General features: G+C 50.0%; 22 protein-coding genes. 7 read left to right on the plus strand and 15 right to left on the minus strand.

Translation table 11 applies throughout. From position 1 onward, the window contains the following. Positions 1 to 71: 71 nt before the first annotated feature. Positions 72 to 899: a ThuA domain-containing protein gene (locus GWG06_RS23885; protein ID WP_127037986.1), complete on the plus strand. Its 828-nt coding sequence runs from the start codon at positions 72 to 74 to the stop codon at positions 897 to 899. Here GWG06_RS23885 and GWG06_RS23890 read toward each other — a convergent pair whose 3' ends face one another. From GWG06_RS23890 to GWG06_RS23925, 8 genes are all read right to left on the minus strand, one after another. After that, complete coding sequence (locus tag GWG06_RS23890; protein ID WP_160716511.1) at positions 900 to 2,489, minus strand: IPT/TIG domain-containing protein; 1,590 nt, start codon at positions 2,487 to 2,489, stop codon at positions 900 to 902. It lies immediately after the preceding gene. A 121-nt stretch (positions 2,490 to 2,610) separates the two neighbouring features. Continuing rightward, positions 2,611 to 3,309, minus strand: a complete 699-nt coding sequence (locus GWG06_RS23895; protein WP_158631448.1) for a fasciclin domain-containing protein — start codon at positions 3,307 to 3,309, stop codon at positions 2,611 to 2,613. A gap of 16 nt (positions 3,310 to 3,325) precedes the next feature. After that, on the minus strand, positions 3,326 to 4,825 hold the full coding sequence (locus GWG06_RS23900) for a RagB/SusD family nutrient uptake outer membrane protein (protein WP_127037992.1): 1,500 nt from the start codon (positions 4,823 to 4,825) through the stop codon (positions 3,326 to 3,328). A 21-nt stretch (positions 4,826 to 4,846) separates the two neighbouring features. Then, positions 4,847 to 8,074, minus strand: a complete 3,228-nt coding sequence (locus GWG06_RS23905; RefSeq protein WP_160716513.1) for a SusC/RagA family TonB-linked outer membrane protein — start codon at positions 8,072 to 8,074, stop codon at positions 4,847 to 4,849. A gap of 18 nt (positions 8,075 to 8,092) precedes the next feature. Further along, entirely contained in the window at positions 8,093 to 9,124 is a 1,032-nt protein-coding gene (locus GWG06_RS23910; RefSeq protein WP_160716515.1) for a DUF5007 domain-containing protein, read from the minus strand. 17 nt (positions 9,125 to 9,141) lie between these two features. Further along, positions 9,142 to 10,284 carry a carbohydrate-binding protein gene (locus GWG06_RS23915; protein ID WP_160716517.1) on the minus strand — a complete coding sequence of 381 codons (1,143 nt, stop codon included), beginning with the start codon at positions 10,282 to 10,284 and terminating at the stop codon, positions 9,142 to 9,144. A gap of 11 nt (positions 10,285 to 10,295) precedes the next feature. Further along, complete coding sequence (locus GWG06_RS23920) at positions 10,296 to 11,765, minus strand: RagB/SusD family nutrient uptake outer membrane protein (RefSeq protein ID WP_160716519.1); 1,470 nt, start codon at positions 11,763 to 11,765, stop codon at positions 10,296 to 10,298. 16 nt (positions 11,766 to 11,781) lie between these two features. Beyond that, positions 11,782 to 14,778: a SusC/RagA family TonB-linked outer membrane protein gene (locus GWG06_RS23925; protein ID WP_160716521.1), complete on the minus strand. Its 2,997-nt coding sequence runs from the start codon at positions 14,776 to 14,778 to the stop codon at positions 11,782 to 11,784. Between the two features lie 718 nt (positions 14,779 to 15,496). Here GWG06_RS23925 and GWG06_RS23930 point away from each other — a divergent pair. Continuing rightward, positions 15,497 to 16,006 carry a response regulator gene (locus tag GWG06_RS23930; RefSeq protein ID WP_160716523.1) on the plus strand — a complete coding sequence of 170 codons (510 nt, stop codon included), beginning with the start codon at positions 15,497 to 15,499 and terminating at the stop codon, positions 16,004 to 16,006. Here the strand turns inward: GWG06_RS23930 and GWG06_RS23935 are convergent, their stop codons facing one another. Further along, positions 16,007 to 16,861: an AraC family transcriptional regulator gene (locus GWG06_RS23935; RefSeq protein WP_160716525.1), complete on the minus strand. Its 855-nt coding sequence runs from the start codon at positions 16,859 to 16,861 to the stop codon at positions 16,007 to 16,009. It lies immediately after the preceding gene. A 115-nt stretch (positions 16,862 to 16,976) separates the two neighbouring features. Between GWG06_RS23935 and GWG06_RS23940 the strand changes: the two genes are divergently transcribed. Beyond that, positions 16,977 to 17,795 carry an NAD(P)H-dependent oxidoreductase gene (locus GWG06_RS23940; RefSeq protein WP_127038006.1) on the plus strand — a complete coding sequence of 273 codons (819 nt, stop codon included), beginning with the start codon at positions 16,977 to 16,979 and terminating at the stop codon, positions 17,793 to 17,795. On the opposite strand, the gene GWG06_RS23945 is transcribed toward GWG06_RS23940, so the two are convergent. The 4 genes from GWG06_RS23945 to GWG06_RS23960 all read right to left on the minus strand — a co-directional run bounded on the left by GWG06_RS23945 (position 17,733) and on the right by GWG06_RS23960 (position 20,151). Next, positions 17,733 to 18,155, minus strand: a complete 423-nt coding sequence (locus GWG06_RS23945) for an HvfX family Cu-binding RiPP maturation protein (RefSeq protein ID WP_127038008.1) — start codon at positions 18,153 to 18,155, stop codon at positions 17,733 to 17,735. The genes GWG06_RS23940 and GWG06_RS23945 overlap by 63 nt on opposite strands. Positions 18,156 to 18,158: 3 nt before the next feature. Further along, positions 18,159 to 18,908: an HvfC/BufC N-terminal domain-containing protein gene (locus GWG06_RS23950; RefSeq protein ID WP_160716527.1), complete on the minus strand. Its 750-nt coding sequence runs from the start codon at positions 18,906 to 18,908 to the stop codon at positions 18,159 to 18,161. Continuing rightward, positions 18,892 to 19,719, minus strand: coding sequence for an HvfB family MNIO-type RiPP peptide maturase (locus GWG06_RS23955; protein ID WP_160716529.1), 828 nt, complete (start codon positions 19,717 to 19,719; stop codon positions 18,892 to 18,894). Before GWG06_RS23955 ends, GWG06_RS23950 begins: the two co-directional genes overlap by 17 nt. 78 nt (positions 19,720 to 19,797) lie before the next feature. Continuing rightward, positions 19,798 to 20,151, minus strand: a complete 354-nt coding sequence (locus tag GWG06_RS23960; protein WP_127038014.1) for a hypothetical protein — start codon at positions 20,149 to 20,151, stop codon at positions 19,798 to 19,800. Between the two features lie 335 nt (positions 20,152 to 20,486). Between GWG06_RS23960 and GWG06_RS23965 the strand changes: the two genes are divergently transcribed. Further along, on the plus strand, positions 20,487 to 21,209 hold the full coding sequence (locus GWG06_RS23965; protein ID WP_127038016.1) for a hypothetical protein: 723 nt from the start codon (positions 20,487 to 20,489) through the stop codon (positions 21,207 to 21,209). Here the strand turns inward: GWG06_RS23965 and GWG06_RS23970 are convergent, their stop codons facing one another. Next, the gene (locus GWG06_RS23970; protein ID WP_160716531.1) at positions 21,210 to 22,070 is read right to left on the minus strand and encodes a hypothetical protein; all 861 of its coding nucleotides are present in this window, start codon (positions 22,068 to 22,070) and stop codon (positions 21,210 to 21,212) included. 38 nt (positions 22,071 to 22,108) lie between these two features. Further along, positions 22,109 to 23,092: a LuxE/PaaK family acyltransferase gene (locus GWG06_RS23975; RefSeq protein WP_160716533.1), complete on the minus strand. Its 984-nt coding sequence runs from the start codon at positions 23,090 to 23,092 to the stop codon at positions 22,109 to 22,111. A gap of 150 nt (positions 23,093 to 23,242) precedes the next feature. Between GWG06_RS23975 and GWG06_RS23980 the strand changes: the two genes are divergently transcribed. The 3 genes from GWG06_RS23980 (at position 23,243) to GWG06_RS23990 (ending at position 26,318) form a co-directional block, all read left to right on the plus strand. Continuing rightward, the gene (locus GWG06_RS23980; protein ID WP_127038022.1) at positions 23,243 to 23,692 is read left to right on the plus strand and encodes a hypothetical protein; all 450 of its coding nucleotides are present in this window, start codon (positions 23,243 to 23,245) and stop codon (positions 23,690 to 23,692) included. An 88-nt stretch (positions 23,693 to 23,780) separates the two neighbouring features. Continuing rightward, on the plus strand, positions 23,781 to 25,319 hold the full coding sequence (locus GWG06_RS23985; protein ID WP_127038024.1) for an acyl-CoA carboxylase subunit beta: 1,539 nt from the start codon (positions 23,781 to 23,783) through the stop codon (positions 25,317 to 25,319). 150 nt (positions 25,320 to 25,469) lie between these two features. Then, on the plus strand, positions 25,470 to 26,318 hold the full coding sequence (locus GWG06_RS23990) for a UbiA family prenyltransferase (RefSeq protein ID WP_127038025.1): 849 nt from the start codon (positions 25,470 to 25,472) through the stop codon (positions 26,316 to 26,318). Positions 26,319 to 26,331 lie beyond the last annotated feature (13 nt).

The raw sequence follows: 26,331 nt of genomic DNA on the forward strand, positions 1-26,331 counted from the left end.
TAACCAAATAATAAAATAAAACAGTTAAATTGTAGGTAGCAGGAAATATCCTGCGGATAACTTCAAAAGATATGAGCAAGCTAACGTTCTGCCTGGCGCTCGCCATTATGCTGGGGCTGTTCTTTTGCCGCAGCACTGCCCAGACACCCCGCCCCTCCTACAGGGTTATTGCTTTCTTCCGGGCGCAGAGTGATGCTGCTCACATCAGCTTTGTTCATGAAGCTAACCGGTGGTTTTCGGAAATGGCAGATGCCCATAATTTCTGCTATGACTCCACCAACAACTGGGACAACCTCAACCCGGCATTTCTGGCAGCATATCAGGTGGTACTGTTTTTGGACAGCCGCCCGGAAAAAGAAGCACAACGTAAAGCATTTCAGCAGTATATGGAAAATGGCGGTGCATGGATAGGCTTTCATTTCGCGGCCTTTGCGCTGACGCCTTCTGACTTCCCGCAGAACTGGAACTGGTATCATGATACATTCCTGGGATCGGGCGCGTATGCAAGCAATACCTGGCGGCCTACTGCAGCTATTTTGCGGGTAGAGGCCCGTCATCATCCCGTGACGAAGGACCTGCCGCCTACCTTCTCTTCTTCTCCCAATGAATGGTATCGCTGGAGTAATGATCTCCGGTATAATCCTGATATAGAGATCCTGCTGCGCATCGACGATGGCAGCTTTCCGCTGGGTACAGGTCCGAAGCCTCATGAAATATGGCATAGCGGCTATTATCCGGTAGTATGGACTAACAAGAAGTACAGGATGCTCTACGTCAACATGGGCCATAACGATATTGATTATGAACACCATACCAACAGGGAGCTATCCTTTACCTTCAACAATGAAATACAGAATAAAATGATTCTGGATGCTTTACAGTGGCTGAGCAGCAAATAATCAGTATTTGATACGTACAATGCGGTTGCTGGCCCTGAAGTCATACCTTGTAAAACTACCTACCGCTATCATCGCCCTTTCGCCCGGCTGCTGGATAATACGTGCCAGTGCACCTGTTACTGCATTCTCTCCCAGTGATATGCCGCCGCTGGTATTATAGGCCGGATGTACTTTCCCGTCAGGTTGCAGGACAATAAAATTATTCCGCCGTAATCCTTCAAATTCATCGAAGGTGCCGCTGAGAATAATTTCTCCGCCCGGCATTACTGCAGCATTGAAGATGTTACCATTAGCGCCCTTATCTACCCTGAAGGAGGGGTCGTAGCTGCCATCTTCCTGCAGGCGTGCCACACGCGGGCATTTCTGACCATTGTAGCTGTTGAAGGCGCCGGTAATCAGCAGTTTACCATCCGGCTGCCGCGTAAGACTGTAAATACCGTAATCGCCGCCGGAGCCGCTGTTAAAGGTGGCATCCAGCGAGCCATCGGACAGCAGGCGGGCAATGCGGGGCGCAGCCTGACCATTGTAACGCGTGAAATTACCCGCTATCAGCAGCTTGCCGTCGGGCAGCAGCAGGCTGGCGGTGATGAAACCATTAGCGCCTTCCCTGCCACGATGATTGGCCAGGTCATAATTGTAGGAACTGTCCAGAGAACCGTCAGGATGCAGCCGTACCAGGTTATTCACCTGAATGGAATCCAGGTGCATGGAATCCAGCCCGCCGGTAGTTACCAGGTTGAAATCGGGTTGTACATAATAACGGAAATTACCTGTGGCAATCATCTTCCCGTCAGCCTGTACAAACAGTTTTGATACCTGCCCGGAAACCCCGCCATTCAATACGGATACTACCTGCGACTTACCCGATGGCAGCGTGATGTTACGTGTTTCCAGCGCGCCGTTCTTATACAGACGGGCAATACTGTTTACATAAGCGGTGTTTTCATAGTTGCTGAAACCGCCGCCCACCACGTATTTACCATCAGGCAGCATGGCCGCCGTAGTAGCGTAGGAGTTAGTCCCCGTTTTCTTTCCGTAGGTAAATGACCGGTCAAGCGTACCATCATGATTGATACGCGCCACACGGTTCACTCCCCCATCAATATTGGCATTATCATAATTATCAAATGCACCGGTAATCAGGTATTTATTATCTTCTACCGGCACAATATCGAAAATAGCATTATTCGCTCCCCTGTTACCGGGAAATAAAGTATCCATTTCAAATACGCCGGTCACCCGGAAGAAAGGACCGAAGAAATACTGCTGTCCTACCTGCGCCGCCACATTCCCTGTAGCCGCAGCCGCAGGCACCCGCACACGTACAGTCGTATCCGTTACAGTCACTATATCCGCCTTCGCACCATTAAACAACACGGACAACCTGTCTTTATTCACCAGAAAACCCTTCCCCCGTATCGTTACCTCATCGTTCACATTTCCCTTTGCCGGACTGATTCCATCCTTCGCAATCAATATTGCCGGCAACACCGTTTCCTGATAAGGATCATTACCACTTGTATTCACCGACTCCTTTTTACATGCCAGCACCATGAACAACATCATTATAAAAAAAATACATCTTCCCATAAGATTTTCATTTTAATAATCAATAATCATCGCTCAAATCTTCTCACTCATCTTCACTCAACACTTCGCTTACATCTCCGCTCCTCATTCGCAATTCGTAATTCGTAATTCGCAATTCTCCCTACCTGTTCTGTAAATACTGTTCCGCCACCCGCACAAATTCTTCCAGCCGGAACCCCAGCGTATGCCGCATATTCAGCACATGCAGCACGCCGTTGTCCGGTTGTATGTCGGAGGTAGCTACAATGATGGATGGGTTGTTGGTGAAGTTCAGCGGATCGAAGGTGATATCCGTCAGCCGCAGGATCCTTGCGCCTACTGCTTCTACATTGTTATAGTCCTGGTATATCAGTCCTATATTCAGCACGTATCCGCTTTCCATCACATAGTTGATACCGGGGTAGGCATAAATATTTTTAGGATCTACGCGGGCAAACTGCCGCGCTTCATATCTTCCCCGGATGATATAGCGGGATAAAAACCTGCGCCATATCTCCGGTGAAATATCATCCATATGTACGCTGTCTTCCACGTTGATATAGCGGTATTCATTCAGCACATTCATCGCTTCTCCGATGACGTTATCTGTTGGTGAGAAAAAAGTGACCGTATCGCTTTCCAGCATTTTACGGAGTCCTGCCTTTTCCACTACATGGGCGATGGTATCAAACAGGTAGGGATTATTTTTCAGATAGCTGTATATAGATCCATGGTAGCGGGCTTCCGCCAGACCGCCATCTATATAATAATCTTTTTTACAGGAAGATGATAACAGCGATACCAATAGTAACCATGCTGCTGTCTGCAATAATATTTTCATGGGCTGTTTTTTTCCGTTATTGAATCCAGTATTCATTCTGTGTGATCAGCGGATTATTTTTGACGGCGCCGCTGTAGATGGGCCAGGTCCAGGCCCTGCGGGCCAGCTGCTCCGGTGTGAAGTAGTTCTCACACTGATTGCGGTCTGTAATGCGGCCGGTACGTACCAGGTCATACCAGAGGTGGCCTTCTCCCATCATCTCTTTTTCCCGTTCTGTGAAGATGGCATCCTGAAGAGGTTTTCCACCGCTGCCGGCATACAGTCGCGCACCTGCCCTTTCCCTTACCTTGTTCAGCAATGCAATGGCTTCATTGTTCTGCGTGCCCAGGTTGGCCATCGCTTCGGCTGTCAGCAGCAACAGGTCTGCATAGCGGAAGAAAATGAAATTGGCGTCATAATCTCTTGTGCTGGGATTGGTGACTGCAGAGAATTTCAGGAACATGGCCGACTGCGGATTGAGGGTGCAGTAGGGATCATCAAACCACAATTCAAATCGCTTGTCCTGCTCTCCCTGCGGATAAATACGGTCCAGGTGTTTTTTTATCGGTGTAATCTCGCTGCCATAGCCACCGTACAGGTTACCACTGCTATGGATGATAGGTTCGTGCAAGGTCCACTGGCAAATCAATGAGTGGAACTGTACGCCATAGTTGGCATCGAGGGAGAGTTCAAAAATGCCTTCTTCAGAGCGGCCTTTGAAAATGTTTTTGAAGGTTTCTTTGGTATATGGCAGCAGCTGGTATACCCCCAGCGCTATAACGGCCTTACCCAGCGAAGCGGCATCCTGCCAGTATTTGCGCTGATTGGCTTTATCGAAACCTGCCAGCCACATATTCATGTGCGCCATCAGGGTAAGCGCACCGCCTTTGGTGGCGCGCACTGCGCGGAAGGTAGGATCATCATAGGCCAGCGGCAGGTCATCTTTGCAGGCGTCCAGATCTGCGAGTAATGTCAGCAACACATTTTCCATCTTTTCTCTCGGCTTGATCTGCCGGTCATAGGGATCCAGCTGCAACGGCACATCTCCGTATAACCGTACCATATAGAAGTAGATAAAAGCGCGCAGGAAGCGGGCTTCGGCGGCAAGCGCCTTCTTCTGCTGCGAACCGAAGTCGGGATGTTCTATTTTAGGGATTCTGTCTGCACACAAATTAGCAGCAGCAATAGCACGGTAGAACTGAGACCAGTCAACCGTTCTGCCTGATCCGTCGCCACAATCCCAGCAGAGCGCACCGCCATTCAGCAGGTCATTTTTACCGATGGCAGCCAGGTTACGCTTGTTAAACCAGTTCCAGTTCCCTGGTCTGAAGTCACCTTCGTTATACAGCGTGCCATCCAGAAATTTATCCAGCAGCAGGCCGTAGGCGCCATTGATAGCTTTCTCCGCATCGTCTCTGGTGCGCCAGAAGTCTTTACCGGATAGGGTATCCAGCGGCTTAACCTCCAGAAATTTCTTACATGCAGCAGCGGCTGTTATCAGCAACAGCAACCAGCAGATATGTTTCCATCTTTTCATTGCTTTACATTTTTCAGGTGATCAAAACTGTGCGCCTATACCGAAAGTGAAGCTGCTGGCAGCAGGATAGCCGTTGATATCATCTCTGCCCAGCGAGGTAACCGTTTCCGGATTGGGACCGGAGTACGGAGAAAATATCCCCACATTATAGGCAGTCAGATAGGCCCGCAGCAGCCGGAGCTTCAGCTTCTTCATAAAGGCAAAATCACGGAACTGATACGCCAGTGTTACCTGGTTGATTTTGAAGTAGGAACCATCTTCCATGTACAGGCTCTGGTCCAGTCGATTGGGTTGTACCATGGCATCATGATAGAAAGAGCCTATAATGGCCGGATGTTTTGTAATATCTCCGTTACGCCGCCAGTAATCAATCAGGGAAAGGTCGTAGATATTCACAGGGCCGGGCGATGGCGAGCCATCCGGCGCCCGCAGCTTGTCGGCATACTGCAGCCGCACAATCCTGGCGGATAAGGCGTTGTTGATAATACTACGCTTGATGAGATAGGAACAGAAAACACTCAGCGAAAAATTACGGTAGCTGACGGTGTTATTAAATCCTCCGGTTACCAGCGGATCAGGGTTACCCATAATTACGTAGTCGGCCGCACCAAGATTATAATCCCCGTTGAGATCTTTCCAGATAGGATCGCCCCCCTGGAAGTACTGGATGCCACTCCCCAGGAAAGCCTTGTAACGCACGCCCCGCACAGGGTCTACCGGCACATCGTCTGTACTTCTGTACACGCCTTCTGTCAGGTACATAAAATTGCCGAGCGGATTACGTCCTACCTTCAAGGCGATGGATTCGTTGTAGTCGTCCAGCTGCAGGTAGAACTGCGCGCCGCCGGGCAGCTCCGTCAACACTCCCTTGTTCATGGCGCCGTTCACCGATACCGTCCATTGCAGCCCTTTAGGGTTTGTATGCACAATTGGACGTGCAGTTACAGATAACTCATGGCCGTAGTTCACTACTGCGCCGCCATTCACCTGCACCTTTCTGTAGCCGGTGGCATCCGGCAGAAACAGGTCACGCACCAGGTTGTAGTTACGCTTGAAATAGGTATCATAGATCACCTCCACCCTTCCTTTCAGTATACCCAGGTCTACCCCGAAATTAAACTGAGATGACTTCTCCGGCTCCATCGCGGGGTTGGCCATCACATCAAAATTCGGTGCGATGGAAGTGTTGTTGTTATAGTTTTTCCGGATACCGTACGCTCCCAGGGAATTCAGGATAGTAGCGGTAGGACGGCTGTTAACGCCATAGGTTACACGAATGGATCCATAGTCCAGCCACGATAATCGACGCATGACGTTTTCCTTTGAAAAATTCCAGCGGAAACCGGCAGAAGGATTTTTCGTATAGGGGTTATTGATGCCTGCGGCAGAATTTCCATCCAGCCGGTAAGCCAGGTCCACGCTGTATTTCGTGCGGAAGTTGTACGAGAGAAAACCCGCCCAGGAAGCGGCATGGTACACATAGGAAACAGGCGTACCATTTACGTTGACACCGTTTTTATCGTTCCAGGGATTGCCCGGATAAAAGCGGGGGGAATAACCGCGGGGCCCCCAGTAAAAGTCGTTGGGACCGTTGCGCACATCGCGTACATGCTGGTCGTCTGACTTAATATTGATTTCACTGAATACGCTGGCGTAGATGTTATGCCCTTTCTCTACATCCTTTCTGTTACTGCTGAAATTATAGTTCACTCCGTTCCTGGTATTCAGTTCATCATGTCTTCCCACAAAGCCATACAATCCGGTCTGGTTATTATTCGCAAAGGACTGGTTGAAGCGGTCGCGCGTATCTGTGTAATAATCATAGGAGGTGGTGGAGTTAATACGCAGGTTGTTGATGATTTCGTAATCCACATCCAGGAAGCCGCGCACATTGATAGTATTGTTATCGTCCATGTTATTGTTATAACCTTCCAGCTGTGGATTACCTACAAATTTAGACGGACCGGGCAACAGGGAAGAGGTGAAGGCATCGCCGGCGCCGTTACCGGTAAGCCCGCCGCCATTGCCGCGCTGCTTCTGTCCTAATGCGCTGAACAGCTGTGCACCGATGCGCAGCCGCTTTGATGGCTGCATGAACAACTGCAGGTTAAGGCTGTATTTATTGAATCCGGTATTTTTTAATACGCCCTGATTCATCTGGTAGGCGAAGTTCGCCTTGTAATTCATTTTCAGGTTACCTCCGCTGATCTGCAGGTTGTTATTGGTATTGGTGGTAGTCTGGTAAAACAATCCCTGCCAGTCGGTAGAGTTGTTGTAAAAGGCATTCAGGCTGTCCGTCAGGAACTGTGCCCCTTCATCCGACAATTTCATTCTGGCTACATAATCATCGATGCTGTTGGCCAGGATGGAGTTGATGCGGTAACGGCGTTCCAGGTTGCCTCCCCAGGTCGGGCGCAGCTTTGGCGGGAAGTTCACAAATACGCTGCTGTTGAGGTCAATGACAGGCGTAGGGGAATTACCTCTCCGGGTGGTCACTACGATCACCCCGTTAGCGCCGCGGGAGCCATACAACGCGGTAGCCTGGGCATCCTTCATAATTTCGATGGACTGTACATCTTCCGGTGGAATCAGCGCCAGCGGTCCGGTGGCAGCGCCCGGCTGCAGCATGGACTGTGAGATACCGCCATCAAAATCTACCGGCACATTATCTATTACCAGCAGGGGATTGTTGGTAGCCAGATACGCCTGATCCCCGCTGCCGCTTATGTTCAGCTGGGAAATACCACGCACGGAAATAGTGCCGCGGAAGCCGGGCGCACCGGTGTTATTCTGTATATTCAGCCCCGCCACTTTTCCCTGCAGCAGCTCCTGGATATTGGATACCGGCACATCCTGCAGATCTTTCCCGGAGATAACGGCTACAGAACCCGATACCGTTTCTTTGGTACGCTTCTGATAACCCACTACCACCGCTTCTTTCAGTGCTTTATTCTCTGCCGTAAGCGATACCTGCATCAGCGTACCGCTTACCTTTACCGTCTCAAATTTATACCCGATATAGCGGAACTGCAGTGTTCTGTCAGCTTCCGCCTTGATGGTGAAGTTACCCTGCGCATCGGTGACGCCCAGCCCTTTATTGCTTTTTATGTCAATGATGGTGACACCCGGCAAACCCTCCCGGGTAACGGCATCGGTTACACGTCCCCTGACGGTAACCGGCTGCTGGCCATACAGGGTAATGCTCGCCAGCAACAATGCGAATAATATATGTAGGTACCTTTTTTTCATGGCACTGGTTTTATCAGGTTAGTCATTCTTGAACCTCGGATTCACCTTGAATTTGAATATCATCTCCCAGCTGCCCGGTTCAAATATCCCGAATGTGAATGCCAGGCTGGCTTTGGTGCGTGAGCCGAATGCAATCCGCTCATAGGGGAAAGAGATGAAGGCGCGCTCGTCGGTGCTGCCTACATCTGCCAGCACGGGAAAGGGATTGGGAATATCGTAGGTCACCGCGCTGCTGTCTGCCGCCATCCTGCGATTGAATCCAAATCGTATAGGCCCGTCCGTTATTTTGCTGGTATAGGCGAGCGAATCCCATTTTATCAGGTTGAAGCGCGATAATTTCACCGGCAGGGAATCCTTATCGAAAAATTTAATGGTGAGCGTATTGCTCTCAGTACCTGTTTTTCTGAAGTAGACGTTGACATCAGTATTGTTCATGTTATTGTTAAGATCATCTTTCACACCGGATAACGACGGATGCAGGATGCCCCCGTCTTCATCCTTTTTGCGCTCGCCGGTATCATCATTGAATTCGTAGGGTTCGTAGGGGCGTGGCCGTTTCACATATAATTTCCGGCGTTGGAAAAGTTTTTGTCCGCCGTTATTTTTAACGAGAATATCGAAATAGTACAGACCAGGTTTGATACGGGAAGAATCGGTATTCCAAAAGATGACATCACCGGAATTAGGACGTATATCCAGCACGGGGCGCTTTTGCCGGATGCGCTTATCATAGATTTCCGCTATTGTTTTCTCCTGGCCGCTGTAAAACTTTTTCCATTGCCAGGTATCTACCTGTTCCAGCAGCTCCGGTGCAGGAGAGCCATCGCGGTGTACTACCTGTTGAATGATAAAGTCAAGCGGCTGTGTGGAATAGTTGGGGTTGAACTTGGCAATAAACACGTTGGTACGTCCGATGTTCACCATATATTCGTCTCCATTGAAGGCAGCGTCGTTGCTGAAATAATCCTTCTCTTTGGGCAGCAGTTCCTTGTAACATCCTGTCAGTACAAACATGACAGGTAACAGCCAGCGCAGCATATGTTTTTTCATGATTATTACTTTTCAGGTTATAGTCTGGTGAAGATCATCCGGTGGAAGTTGAAGCCGCTGTTGCGGATGGATACTTTCAGGAAATGCTGTCCTGCCGGTAGTTTCACGGTAACGGATACGCCTGTCCAGGTTTGCCAGCCGCCGGTGGAAGGCGTTAGTATTTCACCGCTGACATCCACGTCATCTATCAGCAGGTGAATTTTTCCGCCGCCACCGCCAGCCAGCCGCAGTTCGCATTTATAATCTCCTGCCGCCGCAATATCCACGGTATACCGCAGCCATTCGGAACCATTGGTCCAGCCTACATTATAGCGGCCGCCAGGGCTTCCGCTGGCATTATCTCCTTCTCCGCAGTTCTCTATATCTACATTTTCGTTGCGGTATTGTCCGCCGTTATTACCTACATCATTGTCATGATAGGCAATACCATCGCCGCCTTCATCATAGTCTGCCGCCTCCACGATTCCGGGTATAGGAATAGGATAGCCCAGGAACGGGCCTTGCAGCGGGAGCAGCGATTCCGGGAAAGCCTTGCTGACAAAAGAGGTAAAGCCAAAGACATGGGTACTTTCCAGGACGTGCAGCATACCGTTCTTTGTTTTCACATCGGCATTCTGTGTGGCAGCCACGGACCAGTCTTTGGAAAAGCGGGAGTTATTTTTATCACTGTAAAGCAATCGTTGCGTACCTCCGTTTACAGCGCCGGAAGCGTTGGTGGCGCTGGTTTTCCCGTTCATACCGTGCCCGTACAGGGAAACCAATTCAGCGCCGTCTGCATACCGCAGGGAGTCTGCATCTACAATACCCCGCAGCAGGTAGCGGCGCAGGAGGCTGTCCCACACAATAAGCGGCACGCTGTCCAGCGTCCAGTTACCATTACGTCCCAGGCGTTTACGGCTGAAGTTGAGGTTGTTGATAGCTGTTTGTATACTGATATCCTGGGGCACAAAAAAGGTCACCTGCTGCGATTTCAGGGTATCTGTCAGCTTCACACGGTCTATCAGTAATAAGAGGGTATCGTACAGCGCGCCCTGTTGCTGCAGAAATTCATAGGTACTCACCGTTACGGTAGATTTGGGCGCTGCATGGCGGTAATCATCCATGCCTTTGTTACAGGCAACTGTCATCACGGCGAACAACAGGAATAAATGTTTTCTCATGATGTCGGTTATTATTTCCAGAAATTATTTTGAACGAGTGATTTGTTGTTGATCAGCGCCTGCTGTGAGATGGGCCATAAAGCGGCGCCCCTGGCTACGTCTGCAGCTGTCAGGTTTGTATACGACGGAATCTTTCCGAAGTGTACGAGGTCGTACCAGTGCCAGCCTTCTCCTATCAGCTCGCGTCGTCGTTCCAGGAAAACTTCTTCCATCAGGGCATCTATAGTGAAGAGATCCGGGTTCAGGTTCTTCAGCGAGCGCCTGCTGCGTACACTGTTGAGGTCATCTGTACCGTCTTTCCTGCCCAGCCTCAGCCGGGCTTCGGCGCGAAGCAGGAACAGTTCTTCATACCGGAAGATGATGACACAGGAAGAATATAATTTGAGTACCGGGTTTTTCACTTCGTTATCTATCTGTTTCATCTTATAGAAAACAGGAAACGTTTCTTCCATTTTGGTGAAGAAGTAATCCGGGCGCTGATCGTGGCGGTCGTTGTAGATATTGAGTACGCTGTCTTTCGGCACATAGATTTCCGATTCCCGTTTCGGAATAAAGGGATCACGTAATGTCCAGTCTTCCAGCTGCCCGGTAGTGGATATTTCGGCATGATCGAAGTTCATGTCTACCTGGAAGATGTTGTTGAAGGTACGTCCGCGGAAGCTGCCGCCGGTGCGGGTCAGGTCATTCAGCGTAACGAAGTCGTAGCTGGTTTGTCCCTGACTGTTGATAATCAGGTCTGCATATTTCAGGGAGTTGACGTAATCCTTCTTCCAGTGGTAAATATGTGCTGCCAGCGTATAGGCCATTCCTTTGGTGGCGAAGATGGAGCGGTGATGATCTTCTCCCTGTCCGCGGTATTGTCCCTGCTGTTCGGGGGATTGTCCGTTATATTTCCAGGGCAGTCCTTCCACGGAGCGGAGCGCTTCCGCTGCGGCGAAGTCCAGCACCTGCTGCGAGTTTTCGCGGGGGAATGTTTTCACGGTACCATCGGCAGGAAGTGTTACCAGCGGTACATCTCCCCATATGCGCACGATATAGTAGTACAGGAAGGCGCGTACATATACAGCCTGGGCCAGGTCCAGCCGCATATCGTTGGCTGAATAGCGGTAGTCGCGTTTGGTTACTTCCGGCAGCCGCGCGATGGTCAGGTTGCATTGTGCTATTGCGGCGTAGAATCTGCGCCAGTCGCGCCATTCATCCATGGTGCTGAAACTGGCGTTCAGGTTGCTTTCCACTACTGCCTGCAGGTCGCCGCGGCGGGTTACCTGGAAATCGCCGGCACGCAGCTCTCCATATATCCAGTGTGCATTTTCATTGAGTATGGCGGAACGCATCAGGGCGTAGCAGGCATCCAGCCCGGCGCGTGCATCGTTCTTGTTCTGCCACATGTTTTCTTCTGTCAGCGCCCGCCGGGAAGGTATGTCCAGCATCTTCCGGCAGGATATCGTAGTCAGCAGCAACAGTAATAATATCTTTTTCATCTGCTTCATTTTTACATCAGAACTGAAAATTGAAACCCAGCGTGAAGGCACGCGGAACTGCCCAGTTGTAGTAGCCTTCGTCATATCCCATGAAGCTCACTGCTTCCGGATCGCCGCCTTTATAATTAGTGATGGTAAACAGGTTATTACCGGTGGCGTATATACGCAGCAGGGAAACACCGGCTTTTTCCAGCCTTGCCGAACGGAGTGTATACGCAAGCGTTAGTGCGCGCAGGCGGATATAGGAAGCGTCTTCCAGAAACAGTGTCTGCTCCGGCTGATAGGCGTATACAGCGCTCCAGGGGTTATAACGCGGCACCTTGCTGTAATCGCCTTCTACTTTCGACCACCAGGTGATTTCCTTGATGCTTTTCGGGTCGTCTATACCTTCGCGGTTGGCAAAATCAAAACGGTTGGCCAGCGCTTCGTTGATGACTTTTCTGCCGGCTGCGAAGTTGAATAACAGATTCAGTTCAAAGGGGCCATACTGAAAGGTATTGCTGAAACCGCCCATGGCAGCGGGCGATAGCCGTCCTCTCATCACCCGGTCGTTGTTGTTGATGTCATAGTTACCATCAAGATCCTGCCACCTGGGATCTCCTTTTTTCAGCGGTACGCCCTGGTACGACATACGCTTTCCGGTGGCGGGATTCACGGGTACGGCGGCATCGCTTTCATAGATACCGTCATTAATCAGCAGCCAGTAGCGGTCTGCCGGCTTGCCGACAAGAAAGCGCCTTTTACCAATAACCAGGTCGGTCAGGCCATCGGGTAAAGCCAGCAGCTTGTTCTGATTGGAATAGAGCGTGATGCCGGTGGTCCAGCGGAATTGCGTTCCCTGTATAATGTCTGCATCCAGCGCCAGCTCATAGCCATAGTTGCGGATGCTCATCCCGTTTTTGATCACGCCGGTATATCCTTCTTCTTCCGGTGTCGGTACACGCAGCATCAGGTTACGGTCCGTTTTGGCATATACGTCCAGGGATATACGAAGGCGGTCATGCAGGAAAGCGGCATCCAGACCGGCATTCAGCTGCTCTACATAAGGCCATTGTGTTCCGGGCATCACATAACCGGTTCCGTAGGCCGCGTTGATAACGGGGAAGCCATTGTAGGTTGACATATTGGGGATACCATTCCAGCCAGCATCTACATTATATACAGGCCCTCCTTTATACAGTTCGTCCATCAGCAGGCGGCCCACACGGCCCCAGCTGGCACGCAGCTGCAGGTTGCTGAGCCAGGAAGCGCCCGCCAGAAAATCTTCAGCGGACACTTTCCAGGAAGCCGCTACAGTGGGCGACAACAACCACCTGTTTTCACCGGAGAGATAAGACGTGCCGTCTCTTCTCAGGTACAGGTTAACAAAATATTTCTGTCCGTAATTGTAACCGGCATTGAAATAAAAGGAAGCAAGGTTGGACTGCGTATAGTCTTTAGCGTTAAACATCAGCCGCAGATTCGCAAAACGTCCTTCCTTGCTGTCATTGTTCCCTGGCTGATAAATTTTGATATAATCACTTTTTCCCTTGTAGGCGCGACCGTAATCATAACGCCACTTATCCCAGGTAGAGGATTGTCCGGCTACCAGGTCCAGCGTATGTTTATCGTTGAAGGTCCGGCGATATTGCAGGGAGTTGTCCAGCAACAGACGCTTGTTAAGTCCGTCGTAGTTGGATACATAACTGTTGCCTTCACCGAGGGAAGTAGGTACGAAGAAATCCCGGAAGTTCTGGGTATAATCAATACCGAAGCGGGTGTTCCAGGTAAAATATTTTCCGAAGGAATACTGTGCATTGGCGATAATACGGGCGGTATTATTACGGTTGCGGTTAATGGTGTTATCCAGGTCGGTATAATACTGCTGCAGAAATTGTTTGTTGGGAGACAGGGGAGCATCATAATTGAAGAGATAGTCTTCATCGCCGGCACGATCCCGGATGAACTCATTACGTTTGCGTTTCAGCGCTGCCACGCCGATATAGGCGGTGAATATGAGGTTGCGCACCGGCATGATGTTAATACCGAAATTCACATCATAGCGTTGCAGGCCGGTGCGGTCTGCGACGCCTTGCTGGGCAACCTGTCCTATGCTGAAGCGGAAGTTGGCGAAGGGCGTACCACCGCTGACAGCCGCCTGGATGCCGTCGCAGAAGGCATTTCTGTAGAAGAGGTCATCCCAGTTGGCGGGCCCGAAGTAACGCGGCTGTGAGGAGTCTGCCAGGTAGCGGGGGAAGTTACGCCACTGTGTTTCATTGGCGTATTCCCGGTAAAAGGGCATCCGGAAATCGCTTTCATACTTACCATTCACCACATCAGCCGGTGGGCGCAGCGCCAGCCCGGCATAGGCGTTGACGGCTACCTGCATTTTACCAACACGGGGGCCTCTGGTAGTGATGCTGACAACCCCGTTGGCCGCCAGCGGGCCGTATCTGGCAGTAGCGCCGAAATCTTTCAGTACGGAGATGCTTTCAATATCGTTGATGTCCAGTCCTGCCAGGGTATTGGTTTCTGTGCCCATCCTGTTAAAATCAAACCGTTGTATGTCATAGGCATAAGCGTGTTCCTGAATAAGCGGCATGCCATCTACTACATAAAGCGGTTGTGCATAAAACAGATCGCTGTTTTTCAGGAGCAGGGAGGAAGTACCGCGGATGAACATGCTGCTGCGCTTTCCCGGTTCAGCGGTAGGAATACGTATATCCACTCCCGTTACCCTGCCAATGAGCGCCTGTTCGATGGTGAGATAAGGTAATTTTCTGACTTCGCTGATGTGGAGGTCCGATGCGGCGCCCGCGGTGGCGGTGCGGAGAAAAAGGTCATTATTACGGATAATACCAGTGGAGTCGCTGGCTTTCATGATGCCTTTTACCCAGCTGACAGTGTCGGCGGCGGCCACCGCAGTATCTTTATTTTTATAGAGCACCTGCTGTGCAACACCTTGCCGGCAGAGGCCCAGGGTAGCTATAACGACAATGGCTATACGTTGTAACAGGTAAAAGAGATACTTCATACATGCAATGTTTAGGAATGAGATTCCCTGCGGCATAAGCGGGGCTTATACCGGCAAACGGAAACAGGTGGTATTTCTTCAGTCATCAGCGGGCATAGGTATCCCTGTTCCTTTGCAGGAAAAAGGAAAAAAGTGACCCGTGATGTATGCAGATCAGGACTACAGGCCGGATCAGGAAGATGTAAGGCCGCCGTACAGCGGGTAGTAACGGATACGTACAGGCAGGCGCACGCGCATGTCGTTCAGGAACGGTAAAGGTGTTGCCATGTGAAAGAAATTAATAAACGTGAAATTCTAGTCTTACTTCGGTTTTCCGGGTTTAATGCTATACTGCTTTGCCAACGCGGGTCTGTACTCTGGGGCGCTTCAGTGCTATGCAGTATATATCGTTTTAAATTTTGGTTGTTGTTTTCAGCTACTTATCAAATGTAAACAGCTAAACCGATTTTTCATAGTTTTCAGCAAGAAATTTTTAAAATAATTTTCAGGCAGGATAACTACCGGTGAATCGCTTTCTTTTCGTATATCCCTCTCAGTTATTTTTTACGTTTCAGCATCAGATTGCTCCTGTGCGGGGAAACCGCGGCCTGCCGGCATCCGGACTGAACCGGTATAACCGGAAACAGCCATTCAGAGCTGCTCCGCGCATATAATTCCACATACTGTTGCTCTTTCCGGACGTACAGCCAGCAGCCACATCCCTGTAAACAGCCCCTGCATGGCATTTATAACGGGCATTGCCTTTGATGGTAATCTGGATAAGATCAAACCATTGTTGACATTATATTTCATTTTTATGTACTCCGACGTACAAATTCTTATTGTAGATGATGACCCCGAAGACGTATTTATTATGCAGATGATGTGCAAAGAGTTATCCTTCCTGGAAAACGTACACTTTGTACCCGATGGACTGACGCTATTGCACTACCTGGATGGACTATACGAAAATCAGCTGCCGCTGCTGATTATCCTGGATCAGAACATGCCGCGCTTCAATGGCGTACAGACACTGGAAGCCATCCGCAGCAATACCCGGTATCATCTGTTGAGGGTTATCATCTATACTGACTTACCGGATGCATTGCAGTCAAACCGGCTGAAAGAACTGGGAGTGGAAGCCTTTGTTACCAAACCCAACACCTACGAACAAGGTCTTGAAATCATGCAGCAGTTCCATGACTGCAGTAAAGGTGGCTATACCTTTCCCATGGCTGCTACCGGCTGATCAGGCAACCGCTGCCTGCTTTCTGAATGCAGAAGGATTCATGCCCCGGTATTTTTTAAATAACCGGTTGAGATGACTTTCATCTGTAAAATTCAGCTCTGCCGCTATTTCATTAATACGCATGTCACTGTGCTGCAAACGGGTTTCCACCAGCTTCAGCTTATAATTGGTAATATAGTCCTGCATATTCTCCCCCGTATGCTTCCTGAAATACCTTCCCAGGTAACTCACCGAAATACCGAACTGCTTCGCTACTACCTCTGCACGCAGCTCCTGCGGTGAATAGATATGCTCCTGTATATAACGGATAAGGTTCAACGCCATTACTGCCGTGTTGTCTTTCACCTGCTCCGGCAGCTTCAGCGCTATATTTCGCGCTACTATGGTAATAAGTGTATTCACCAGCTGGGAAATTACCTCGCCGTGATACAGCTGCCGGCCTTCATCCTCTTTCAGCAAACCGTCTACCAGCGCCGGCACCAGCTGCTTGTCGGCCGCCGCATACAACAGACACCCCGGCTGATGACTGGCATTACCCAGGATAAATTCCATGCGCTGCCTCCAGTCCTGCGTATACATCAGGGCCGTCTGCTGCCGGTTCAGGTATACCTGGCTGAAACGTAAAAAGAAAAAACGGGTACGGACATCCAGCTCAAAATGATGCGTATCCTGCGGTGTCAGCAAAAAGAGATGCCCGGTTTCAAAACGGATGGAGTTACCATTTACATACTGGATGCCACTGCCTTCCACTATGTAAATCAACTCAAAAAAAGTGTGCTGATGCGGCACTACAGGACAGGAATCGACCTCCTTATATATTATCTCAAATGGCTGATATATGTTTTCCCTGGTCATATCGTTGTCAGAATCTTACTATAAAAACGAAAAATTGTACAAGTAAAATGCGCTTAAAATTGTACAATTTTACACCATCAAATATACACTATCCATCAGTAAAAATACCATAAACATGAAAGTATTAATAGTATACGCACATCCGGAACCCCTTTCCCTCAATGGTTCACTGAAAAATTCAGCTGTCAGGATATTACAGGAAAACGGCCACGAAGTAGTAGTGTCAGACCTTTACCAGATGCAATGGAAAGCCGCCGCCGATGAAAACGATTTCAGCTCCTATACTCCCGGCAACCGCCTGTTCTACAGCAGGGAAGCCAGGGAAGCACTGGCTAACGGCACCCTGTCTGCCGCCGTCATGACTGAACAGGAAAAAATCCGCTGGGCAGACACCATCCTTTTCGTATTCCCGTTATGGTGGTTCAGCATGCCCGCCATCATGAAAGGCTGGGTAGACCGCGTATTCTCCGCTGGCTTCGCATACGGCATCAAACAACGCTACGGCATAGGTAACCTCAGCGGCAAAAAGGTAATGCTGATGGTCACCACCGGCGGCATGGAAGAAAACTACCTGGAAAAAGGCGGCATCAACGGCAGCATGTCCGACCTCCTGTTTCATATCCACCACGGAATATGCTGGTTCACCGGCGCCGCTTCACTCCCGCCCTTTGTAGTATATAGCGCCGACCGCCTCACAGAAGATAAATATCCTGCGGTGGAAACTGCCCTGGAAGAACGGCTCCTTACTATGGACACCACGCCTGTGCTGCCTTTCCGTTACAGCAACAGCGGCGACTACGACGAAAAAGATGTACTCCTGCCACACCTGGCAGCAGGTAAACAGGGATTTGCACTGCACCTGAGAGAGGAACTACCGCTCCAGGAAATGATCGATACTGATACGGCCGCCGCCATAGACGAGCAACGTAAATAAGAACAGGATATAATAGAGCGGAATCTCAAAGCCATTATCGCCGGCCTCGAAGCCATTGGCAAGGTGTACTGTGATAATGGCTACCACCATACTGATCATCAGCGGAATGGTGATAAAGCGGACAAAAAGTCCCAACGTTAACAAAACAACGCCCAGCAGCTCCGTAACAGCTACCAGGTAAGCATTGAAATAAGGCAGCGGTATCTGCAGCTGCGCAAACCAGTCGCCGATACCATGAATATCTTTCCATTTCATCATCGCCGGGTGCCAGAAGCCATACGCCAGCACCAGCCGGATCAGCAGCAGCGGCCAGTCCCTGAGTACTGACAGCCGGCGGGCAAAGGAAGCATATAAACGCATATGTCAGGATTGAAAGCCCAGCACAAAATGTTGCCGTTGCATCTGTTGCAGAAAAGCCAGTGTATCCCTTTCCAGTGTATCCGTTAACGTTATTCCCAGCTGTGGTGCATATTCCAGTATATCCTTCAACGTTATACCCACCGCCAGCTGCTCCGTAACGAAAGCCAGCCACGGTGAAAGATCCGTAAACTGTACATTGCCCGTTTCAGGGTCCCGGTACAATAATACAAACCAGGCGCCCTTTCCCTGTACCAGCTCCGTTGCATCCCCATGCAGGTGCACCGGGTAACGGAATGCCAGCAACCTGTATTCCGGATTCAGCACCAGCGGCGTTTCCAGCCAGTTGCCACCCTGCTGAAAAGGCGCTGCCGGTATATCTTCCATATTATAGACTTCCGTTTCCGCCCATTCAAACGCCAGCAGGTCATTCAGATAAGGAATACCATACACCTCCTCCCAGTTCTGCTCCACCGCATAGGTGTAAAATTCCAGCGGCAGCTTCCATACCTGGTACGACTGACAGGCATGATGTGTAAAAAAGTCCTTCACCATTTTGTTCCACTTCCGCGCCGGAATATGATGAAAGGCAACCGGGAAGCCATCTTCCATAATATCGTTGATAACATTGAACACCAGGCGGCGGTAATGTTTCAGCCTGCCGGGCGTTACCCCCGGCAGCTTTACAGCATTTCCGCTGCGGCAATACGCGGAAAAACGCTGTTGAATGCGGTAAGTATCAGGCAACAAGTTCATTTTGCGATGTCCATTGTTTTTGACAGATAGTTTTCAGCCTGTTCAGCTCCTGCTGCAGTTCCTGCATTTCAGGAATGTTAAAATCCCTCTCCAGCAGCACCGGTACCGGCTTCAGGTACTGGATCGTCCATTCAAACAGGTCATACACCGGGTCAATAACAGGTTCGCCATGCGTATCAATAATTAAATCCTGCGATACCTGCGTATGCCCCGCCATATGTATATAGGCGACCTTGTCCAGCGGTAGCTGTTGTATAAATTCCCTGGCGTTGTATTGATGATTGAAGGCATTCACATAGATGTTGTTCACATCCAACAGCAGCTGGCAGCCGGACTGCCGCACCACTTCCCCGATAAAATCGGCCTCGCTCATTTCCGCAGCCACCGGCGTATAATAGGATACTATTTCCATCACCAGGGGACGCTGCAGGAAATCCTGTACCTGCCTGATACGCGCGGCAATATGCCTTACCGCATCCATCCGGAACGGAATGGGAAGCAGGTCATACATATGCGCATTATCGCATTTGGAATAGCTCAGGTGCTCTGAATAAATCTGCACCCGGTAATCTTCCAGGAATTGTTTAACATGCCGCAGAAAGTCTCTGTCAAGATCTTCGGGACTACCCACAGACAACGAAAGACCGTGGCATAATACCGGATACTTCTCTACCACCTGGTGCAATATCTTCTTCCAGTTTCCTCCGATATGCATCCAGTTCTCCGGTGCAAATTCAATGAAATCCGGCGTGATATGCTTTCCGCTGATTATATCTGCCGCAAAATCGCGACGAAAACCGACTCCGACCATGGTCTGCAGTTTAGGTGAAAGGAAAAAGGCCGGAAGGCTGTAACTGTTTGCTGTACCGTCTTTCCGGCCTTTGAAATTTTACGCACCTTTGGTGGTATCGGATTTAGGCTTGTGTCCTTTTCCACCCTTTTTCTCTCCCTTCTTTTTGTCAGTGCCACATTTGCCCTCTCCGCATTTTCCTTCTCCGCACTTACCTTCTTTCCCTTTCTTAACACCGGCAGAATCCTTTTTAGCACCGCAGGCCAGCTCCATAGCACTGGCAGCAGCGCCGTTACCGGTTAAGGCACTTCTTACCGCTTCGCCAGTACCCATATGATGGTAGCTGACAGGGTTGGCAGAAGCAGGTTGCGATGCAGCAAAACCAAGAATAGCAGCCGCAACGAGGGAACCGGACAGCAGCATTTTTTTGCTGATAGATTTGTTGTTTTCCATTTTGTTACATTTAAAAAGACTGAGAAATGAATGATATAATAAACTGATACTGATAAGAAGACGTGAATAATTACAGTTGATGATGCATATGCCGGAATAGAACTGCTTCCTGAAATCGCCTGACTTCGCCTGGCCGGGTCGGGTGTAAAATCCTCACCGCAATTACTGCACCATTTTACCAGCTTCGGAAAAGCCCCTTTTTGTAATATTTGCTGTAAGAATCTTACGCAATTTTAGCAGTTTTAGTTTTCCCCTGGTCACAAATAAATGTTATTTCTGTTTTTATCCTATTTTTGGACTGCACGCAAATGTGTGATAAGAAATAAAATCTGCCCATGAAAGATAAGATGCCCCCTGTAACATCCGTCTATTTCACTACATTGATGAAGGCATATTTGCGCGGAACTAAAACAAGAGAGGAAGTACTGCAGGACCTGTATGATGCGGCACACCTGCAACCTGCAGATACGGAGGACAATGAGGAAGATATTACCCGGCTTATACTGAGAACAGCTTCTGCTGTCAATGAGGACTATTACCAGGAAGTGATCGGGTCTATAACCCAGGCTCCTGATGCCATCCCTTCCCGCGCCGGTGTGATTCACCAGCTGGAAGCGCTGCTGCATGGGCGCATTACCCCGGAGCAGTTGCTGCAGTGGGCTACCTGGCACAACGATCCCGGAGAGGATGACGGCGTCAGCTATTTTGACGATATTGCTGTAGACTATTTCTGTACGCAGCTGTTGCCGAATCCGCCGGAACCGTTTACCCCTGCCCACTTCGAGCAGGCGTTAAAAATCTTTACCGGCAACCGCAACAATCCGCTCAAAGATAAAGTGGCGCTGGTATTGCTTTTCGACAAGGAACGGCAGCGTTTTCTCTTTTACGTGGGCGATTATATCCAGGGGCATACCGCTCCGGAACAACTGGATGTTTACCTGATGAACAAATTCGGTATGGATCATTACTCCTTCCCGTATATGGGTACGCTGTCCAACATCATGCACGACCCGGCAAAACTCCCGGCGCTGCTGCATATGGCAGCCTACACAGAATAATTATTCTATCACTGCCGCCACCCTGACCCGGCGGTTTTCATTTTTCACAATATCGGTGGTATAGGTATCTACCCGGTCGCCATTGCTGTATTCAAGGTGCATTTCCAGCGGCATGGCTACCGGAGGGTAACTACCGGCAACGAGCATACGCTCCATCTCGTCCTTGTACTCCTCAGGGATCAAGGCATATCCCGGAAACAGCGTATGGGGCTGCATTGGCGTCCAGACGGAAGCTGTTGCCAGCGCATGACTGGTACCCCCAATGGTACTGTCGCGGCGGATATTATCTGCTTTATATTCTTCACAGGCCACGCCTGCAATTACTTTTTTCTCTCCTGTTTTTATCAGCCGGTTGAGATATCCTGTTTCGCCGGGGTAGACAGGTTCCATGCTATGCAGGTCCAGCTTTTCTCTGGTACCGCTGCCAATGTTATGAATCGCTGTAATGCTCAGCTGCGCGCCCTGCCGGAAGTCCGCATAAAACTGGTACCGGGCGCCCGTACTTTTGCTGACCAGGTGTACGGCCAGCTGCGGCCTGGCGCTGCTGTAGAATACGATGATCTCCTCCCCGCCTTTTACTACCCGCTGATTACCTTGCCAGGCTTCGGTTTCCTGGTATACTGCGATGTCGAATTCAAAAACGGAATCCAGCTGCAGCTGCCCGCTGCCGCTGATAGTCAGGGAAGGCTGCCCGTTCACCGGGCCATTGGCAGGCGTTTCAAAAGGACCTTCTGTCAGGGAGGAATCGGTACGCACGGCAGTCAGGCTGCGTACCCGGTCTTTCATCTTTCTCAGGAATTGCGCCTGTACAGCAGAAATACAACATATACAAGCCAGGAACAGTAATGCCTGCTTTTTCATAGGAATGGTATATATTATGTAAATCTACTATAAATAAATTAACTCACCATCAGGCTGCAGCCCCGGAGTGCGGAATTATCCAGCCGGCCCAGTACTTCAAAACGGCCGTCGGCATGTATTTTACCTATATCTTCTGTGGCAATGAAAGCGCAGGAATAAATATTGGCGAGGTCTATCACATTCATTACACCAGCGCCTTTTCCGGCTGTCAGCTGAAAGGGATCATTTTCATCGCGCAGCAGGATTTTCATCCAGGCGGGTGTCTCAAAAAAGCCATGGCCTTTGGAATAGGCCTGGGACAGGAGTTCTGTCATACCGTATTCGGCATGTACTTCCTTTACGCCCAGCCGCTCTTTCAGAAAAGCGTGTACCTCTTCCCGTGTCCACTCTTCCCTTCTTCCTTTCATACCACCTGTTTCCATAACAATGGTATGTTGCAGCTGCATGGTATATTTTTCGGCAAAATCCAGCAGTCCGAAGGTAACGCCGATCAGCAGCACTTTCTGCTGCCGCGCTTCCAGCGCCTGTAGCTGATGGAATAACTTATCGTGTTCGTACAGGTAAAAACCGCTTTCTTCCCGGCCGCTGCGCACTGCCATTTCCTGCACCATCCGCACCAGGGAAGAATGCTGCCGTTCCAGGTACGAAGGCAGGAGGCCTACCACTACATAGTCTGTTACTGGACCGTAAAACTGCTCAAAGGCCGTCATAAAACTTTGTGTATATACGGCGGCATCTTTCACCAGGTGTTTACTGTTGACCGTCTGCGTAGTGCCGCTGCTCTCAAAGATCAGCTCCGGTTCAAAGTCACCGCAGGCGACCCGGTGTGTCTTGAAAAACTGGATGGGCAGGTAGGGAATCTCCAGGATACTCTTTACCCCTGCAGGATTAATATGCAGGGCATCGGTATAAGCCCGGTAAATGTCATTCTCCCGGTACTGATACCGGAAAAGCTCCAGGGCGGCAGCTTCCAGTCCGTCTGGCTGTAATGAAAATATATGTTCCGGAGAAACGACCTGCATATTCATCTATCTTTAAAATCGTACAAAGTTAGGCAGAAGAATAAATTTACCCGCAGGAAGTAACAATTAGCTTAAAAAAAACGTTTTGTCCTGAGTACGCAGAGATAGTCGATAATTTGTATATTTCCTAAATTAATGTAGGTTTGTTTTATGAAGAAAACTCTCTTTTTATTCCTGGCGGCTGGTCTGATCTATGCCTGTAAAAAAGATAATATCGGCTCCAAACCTATGGTATCTTTCAAAAGCTATTCCGCCGACAGCATCACTCCGGAAACCCAGCAGTTCAATGTAACGCTGCGGGTGGAAGATGGCGACGGCGATATAGAGGACAGCATCTGGCTCGCCATCCTGATAAAAAGCCAGCAGGAAGTAAGCAAGGATACATTATGGGGAAAATATAAAATGCCCGGCATCGGGCAAAACCGGGGTAACCGTATTAAAGCAGATGTTATCCTGGGCCTGCAGCAGGAACATTTTGCCTTTAACTATACCGCACGCCCCAATGACAGCGCACATTTTGTGACCTACCTCCGGGACAGCCGCGGAAATATCAGCGATACCATTGCCACGCCAATATTTCCCTTCCGCAGAAATCAATAAGTGTAAAAACATTACATTTACAACATAACAAGGATTCCTTCGTAAAGGAATCCTTTTATTTTTCAGATTTAACCTTCATTTTCAGCATATGAACAAAATAGAAGAATTACAGTCCAGGATCAAGGAAGCCATGTTAGGCGGTGGTGAAGTCCGTATTGCCTCCCAGCACAAAAAAGGAAAACTGACAGCCCGCGAAAGACTGCAGCTGCTCCTTGATGAAGGCTCCTTCGAAGAGCTGGATATGCTGGTCGCAAACCGCAACCGCGGCATCACCACCGAACAGGAACAGTTTCCCGGCGATGGCGTGGTTACCGGCTACGGCACCATCAACGGCAGAATCGTGTACGTTTTCTCACAGGACTTCACCGTGTATGGCGGTAGTCTTTCTGAACCGCATGCCCGCAAAATCTGCAAGGTAATGGACCTCGCCATGCAGAACGGCGCTCCCGTGATCGGGCTGAACGACAGCGGCGGCGCACGTATACAGGAAGGCGTGGTAAGCCTTGGAGGCTATGCGGATATCTTCTACCGTAATACCCGCGCCTCCGGCGTGATTCCACAGATCTCCGCCATCATGGGACCCTGCGCCGGCGGCGCCGTATACTCTCCCGCCATCACCGATTTTATCATGATGGTGGAACAAACATCCTACATGTTCGTTACCGGCCCTAACGTGGTGAAAACAGTGACCCACGAAGAAGTAACTTCCGAAGAACTGGGCGGCGCGCATACCCACGCCACCAAAAGCGGTGTCACCCACTTTGCCTGCGCCAACGAAGTAGAATGTATTCAGAACATCAAACAACTGCTCAGCTATATCCCGCAGAACTGCGAAGAAACTGCCCCCGTATATCCGTACGAGCCCGGCAATGAAAGCAGGGAAGCCCTCAACACGCTCATCCCCCTCAATGCCAATCAGCCTTACGATATGAAAGAGGTCATCAGCCACCTCACCGATGCAGACAGCTTCTTTGAAGTACACAAGGATTTCGCGGATAATATTATCGTTGGATTTGCACGCATCGGCGGCAGAAGCATCGGTATCGTTGCCAACCAGCCCGCTGTGCTGGCCGGCGTACTCGACATCCACGCCTCTGTTAAGGGAGCCCGCTTTACGCGGTTCTGCGACGCCTTCAACGTACCGCTGCTGGTACTTGTAGATGTTCCCGGATTCCTGCCAGGCACCGACCAGGAATGGAACGGTATCATCACCAACGGCGCCAAACTCCTGTACGCCCTCTGCGAAGCTACCGTACCCAAAATTACCCTCACCACCCGCAAAGCCTACGGCGGCGCTTACTGCGTGATGAACTCCAAACACATCGGCGCCGACCTCAACTACGCCTTCCCGCAAGCGGAAATAGCCGTAATGGGTGCAAAAGGAGCCGTGGAAATCATCTACAAAAAAGAAATCGATGCCGCCCCCGATCCGGAAGCACGCATGAACGAACTGGTGGCAGACTATACCGAAAGATTCGCCAACCCTTACCTCGCCGCCGAAAAAGGTTACATCGACGAAGTAATTGTTCCCGAACAGGCCCGCACCAAACTCATCAAAGGCTTTAAAATGCTGGAAAATAAAGTGGTGAATATGCCGAGAAAAAAACACGGCAATATACCTTTGTAGAAATTATGAATTACGAATTGCGAATTACGAATGCAACACGAAGACCTCAGCAAACAACAAAGCGGATTTAGCAATATTATCGCTTATTCTCCGCTTATCTCTCCGCGCTGCATTCGTAATTCGCAATTCGCAATTCGTAATTCATAATATATGCTGAAATCAATCTTCAACTTCTTCCTCTACACATCGGTATACATCTCCGTGTGCGCCCTGCTGATGATATGGCAGACCAACCAGATACTGGCTCTTCACTATCCGCAGCAGACGTTCTATCTGTTTGTTTTCTTTTCTACGATTTGCAGCTATAATTTTCACTGGTACCTTACTCCCGGCGCTTTCTCACAGTCGGACCGGCTACAATGGTGTGAAAGACACCGGAACCTGATGCTGGTACTGTGCGGAACAGGACTGGCCGGTGCGCTCTATTACTTCTGGCAGCTGCGGGAACACTGGCTGGTGCTTAGTGGAGGCGCCATACTTACCTTCCTCTATTCAGCGCCGAAAGTGCCGCACAAAACATTTACCTGGCTGCGGAAAATAGCGGTAGGCAAAACACTGTTCCTGACTTCCGTATGGACGTACGTCACCACCCTACTGCCGGCGCTGATGGCCAATCAGGTGTTCTCCTGGCCCCTGCTGTTCCTCGGACTCCACCGCTTTTTCCTGATATACGCCATCTGCATACTGTTTGACTACCGCGATGTGGAGTCCGACAGAAAAGAAGGTATCCGCAGCCTGATTACCTGGCTGGACCTGAGCAGCCTGAATAAGATCTATTACTTCTCCCTGCTGATCGCCGCCGTCACCGCCGGTCTGCTGGGGCCCTACTCCACCCTGCCCGTTATCTTCACCCTGATGGCGCCGGTCGTGTTTACAGCCGGGCTGACCGACATGGCGCAACGCCGCCCTTCCGATTACCTCTACTACTTCGGGCTGGACGGGCTCATGGCCTTCTCTGCCCTCCTACATATGGCAGTCAGCGTATTATTTAAAAGCTGATTATATTTGCCTG

Source organism: Chitinophaga solisilvae (assembly GCF_009928525.1).
Taxonomy (GTDB): Bacteria; Bacteroidota; Bacteroidia; order Chitinophagales; family Chitinophagaceae; genus Chitinophaga; species Chitinophaga solisilvae.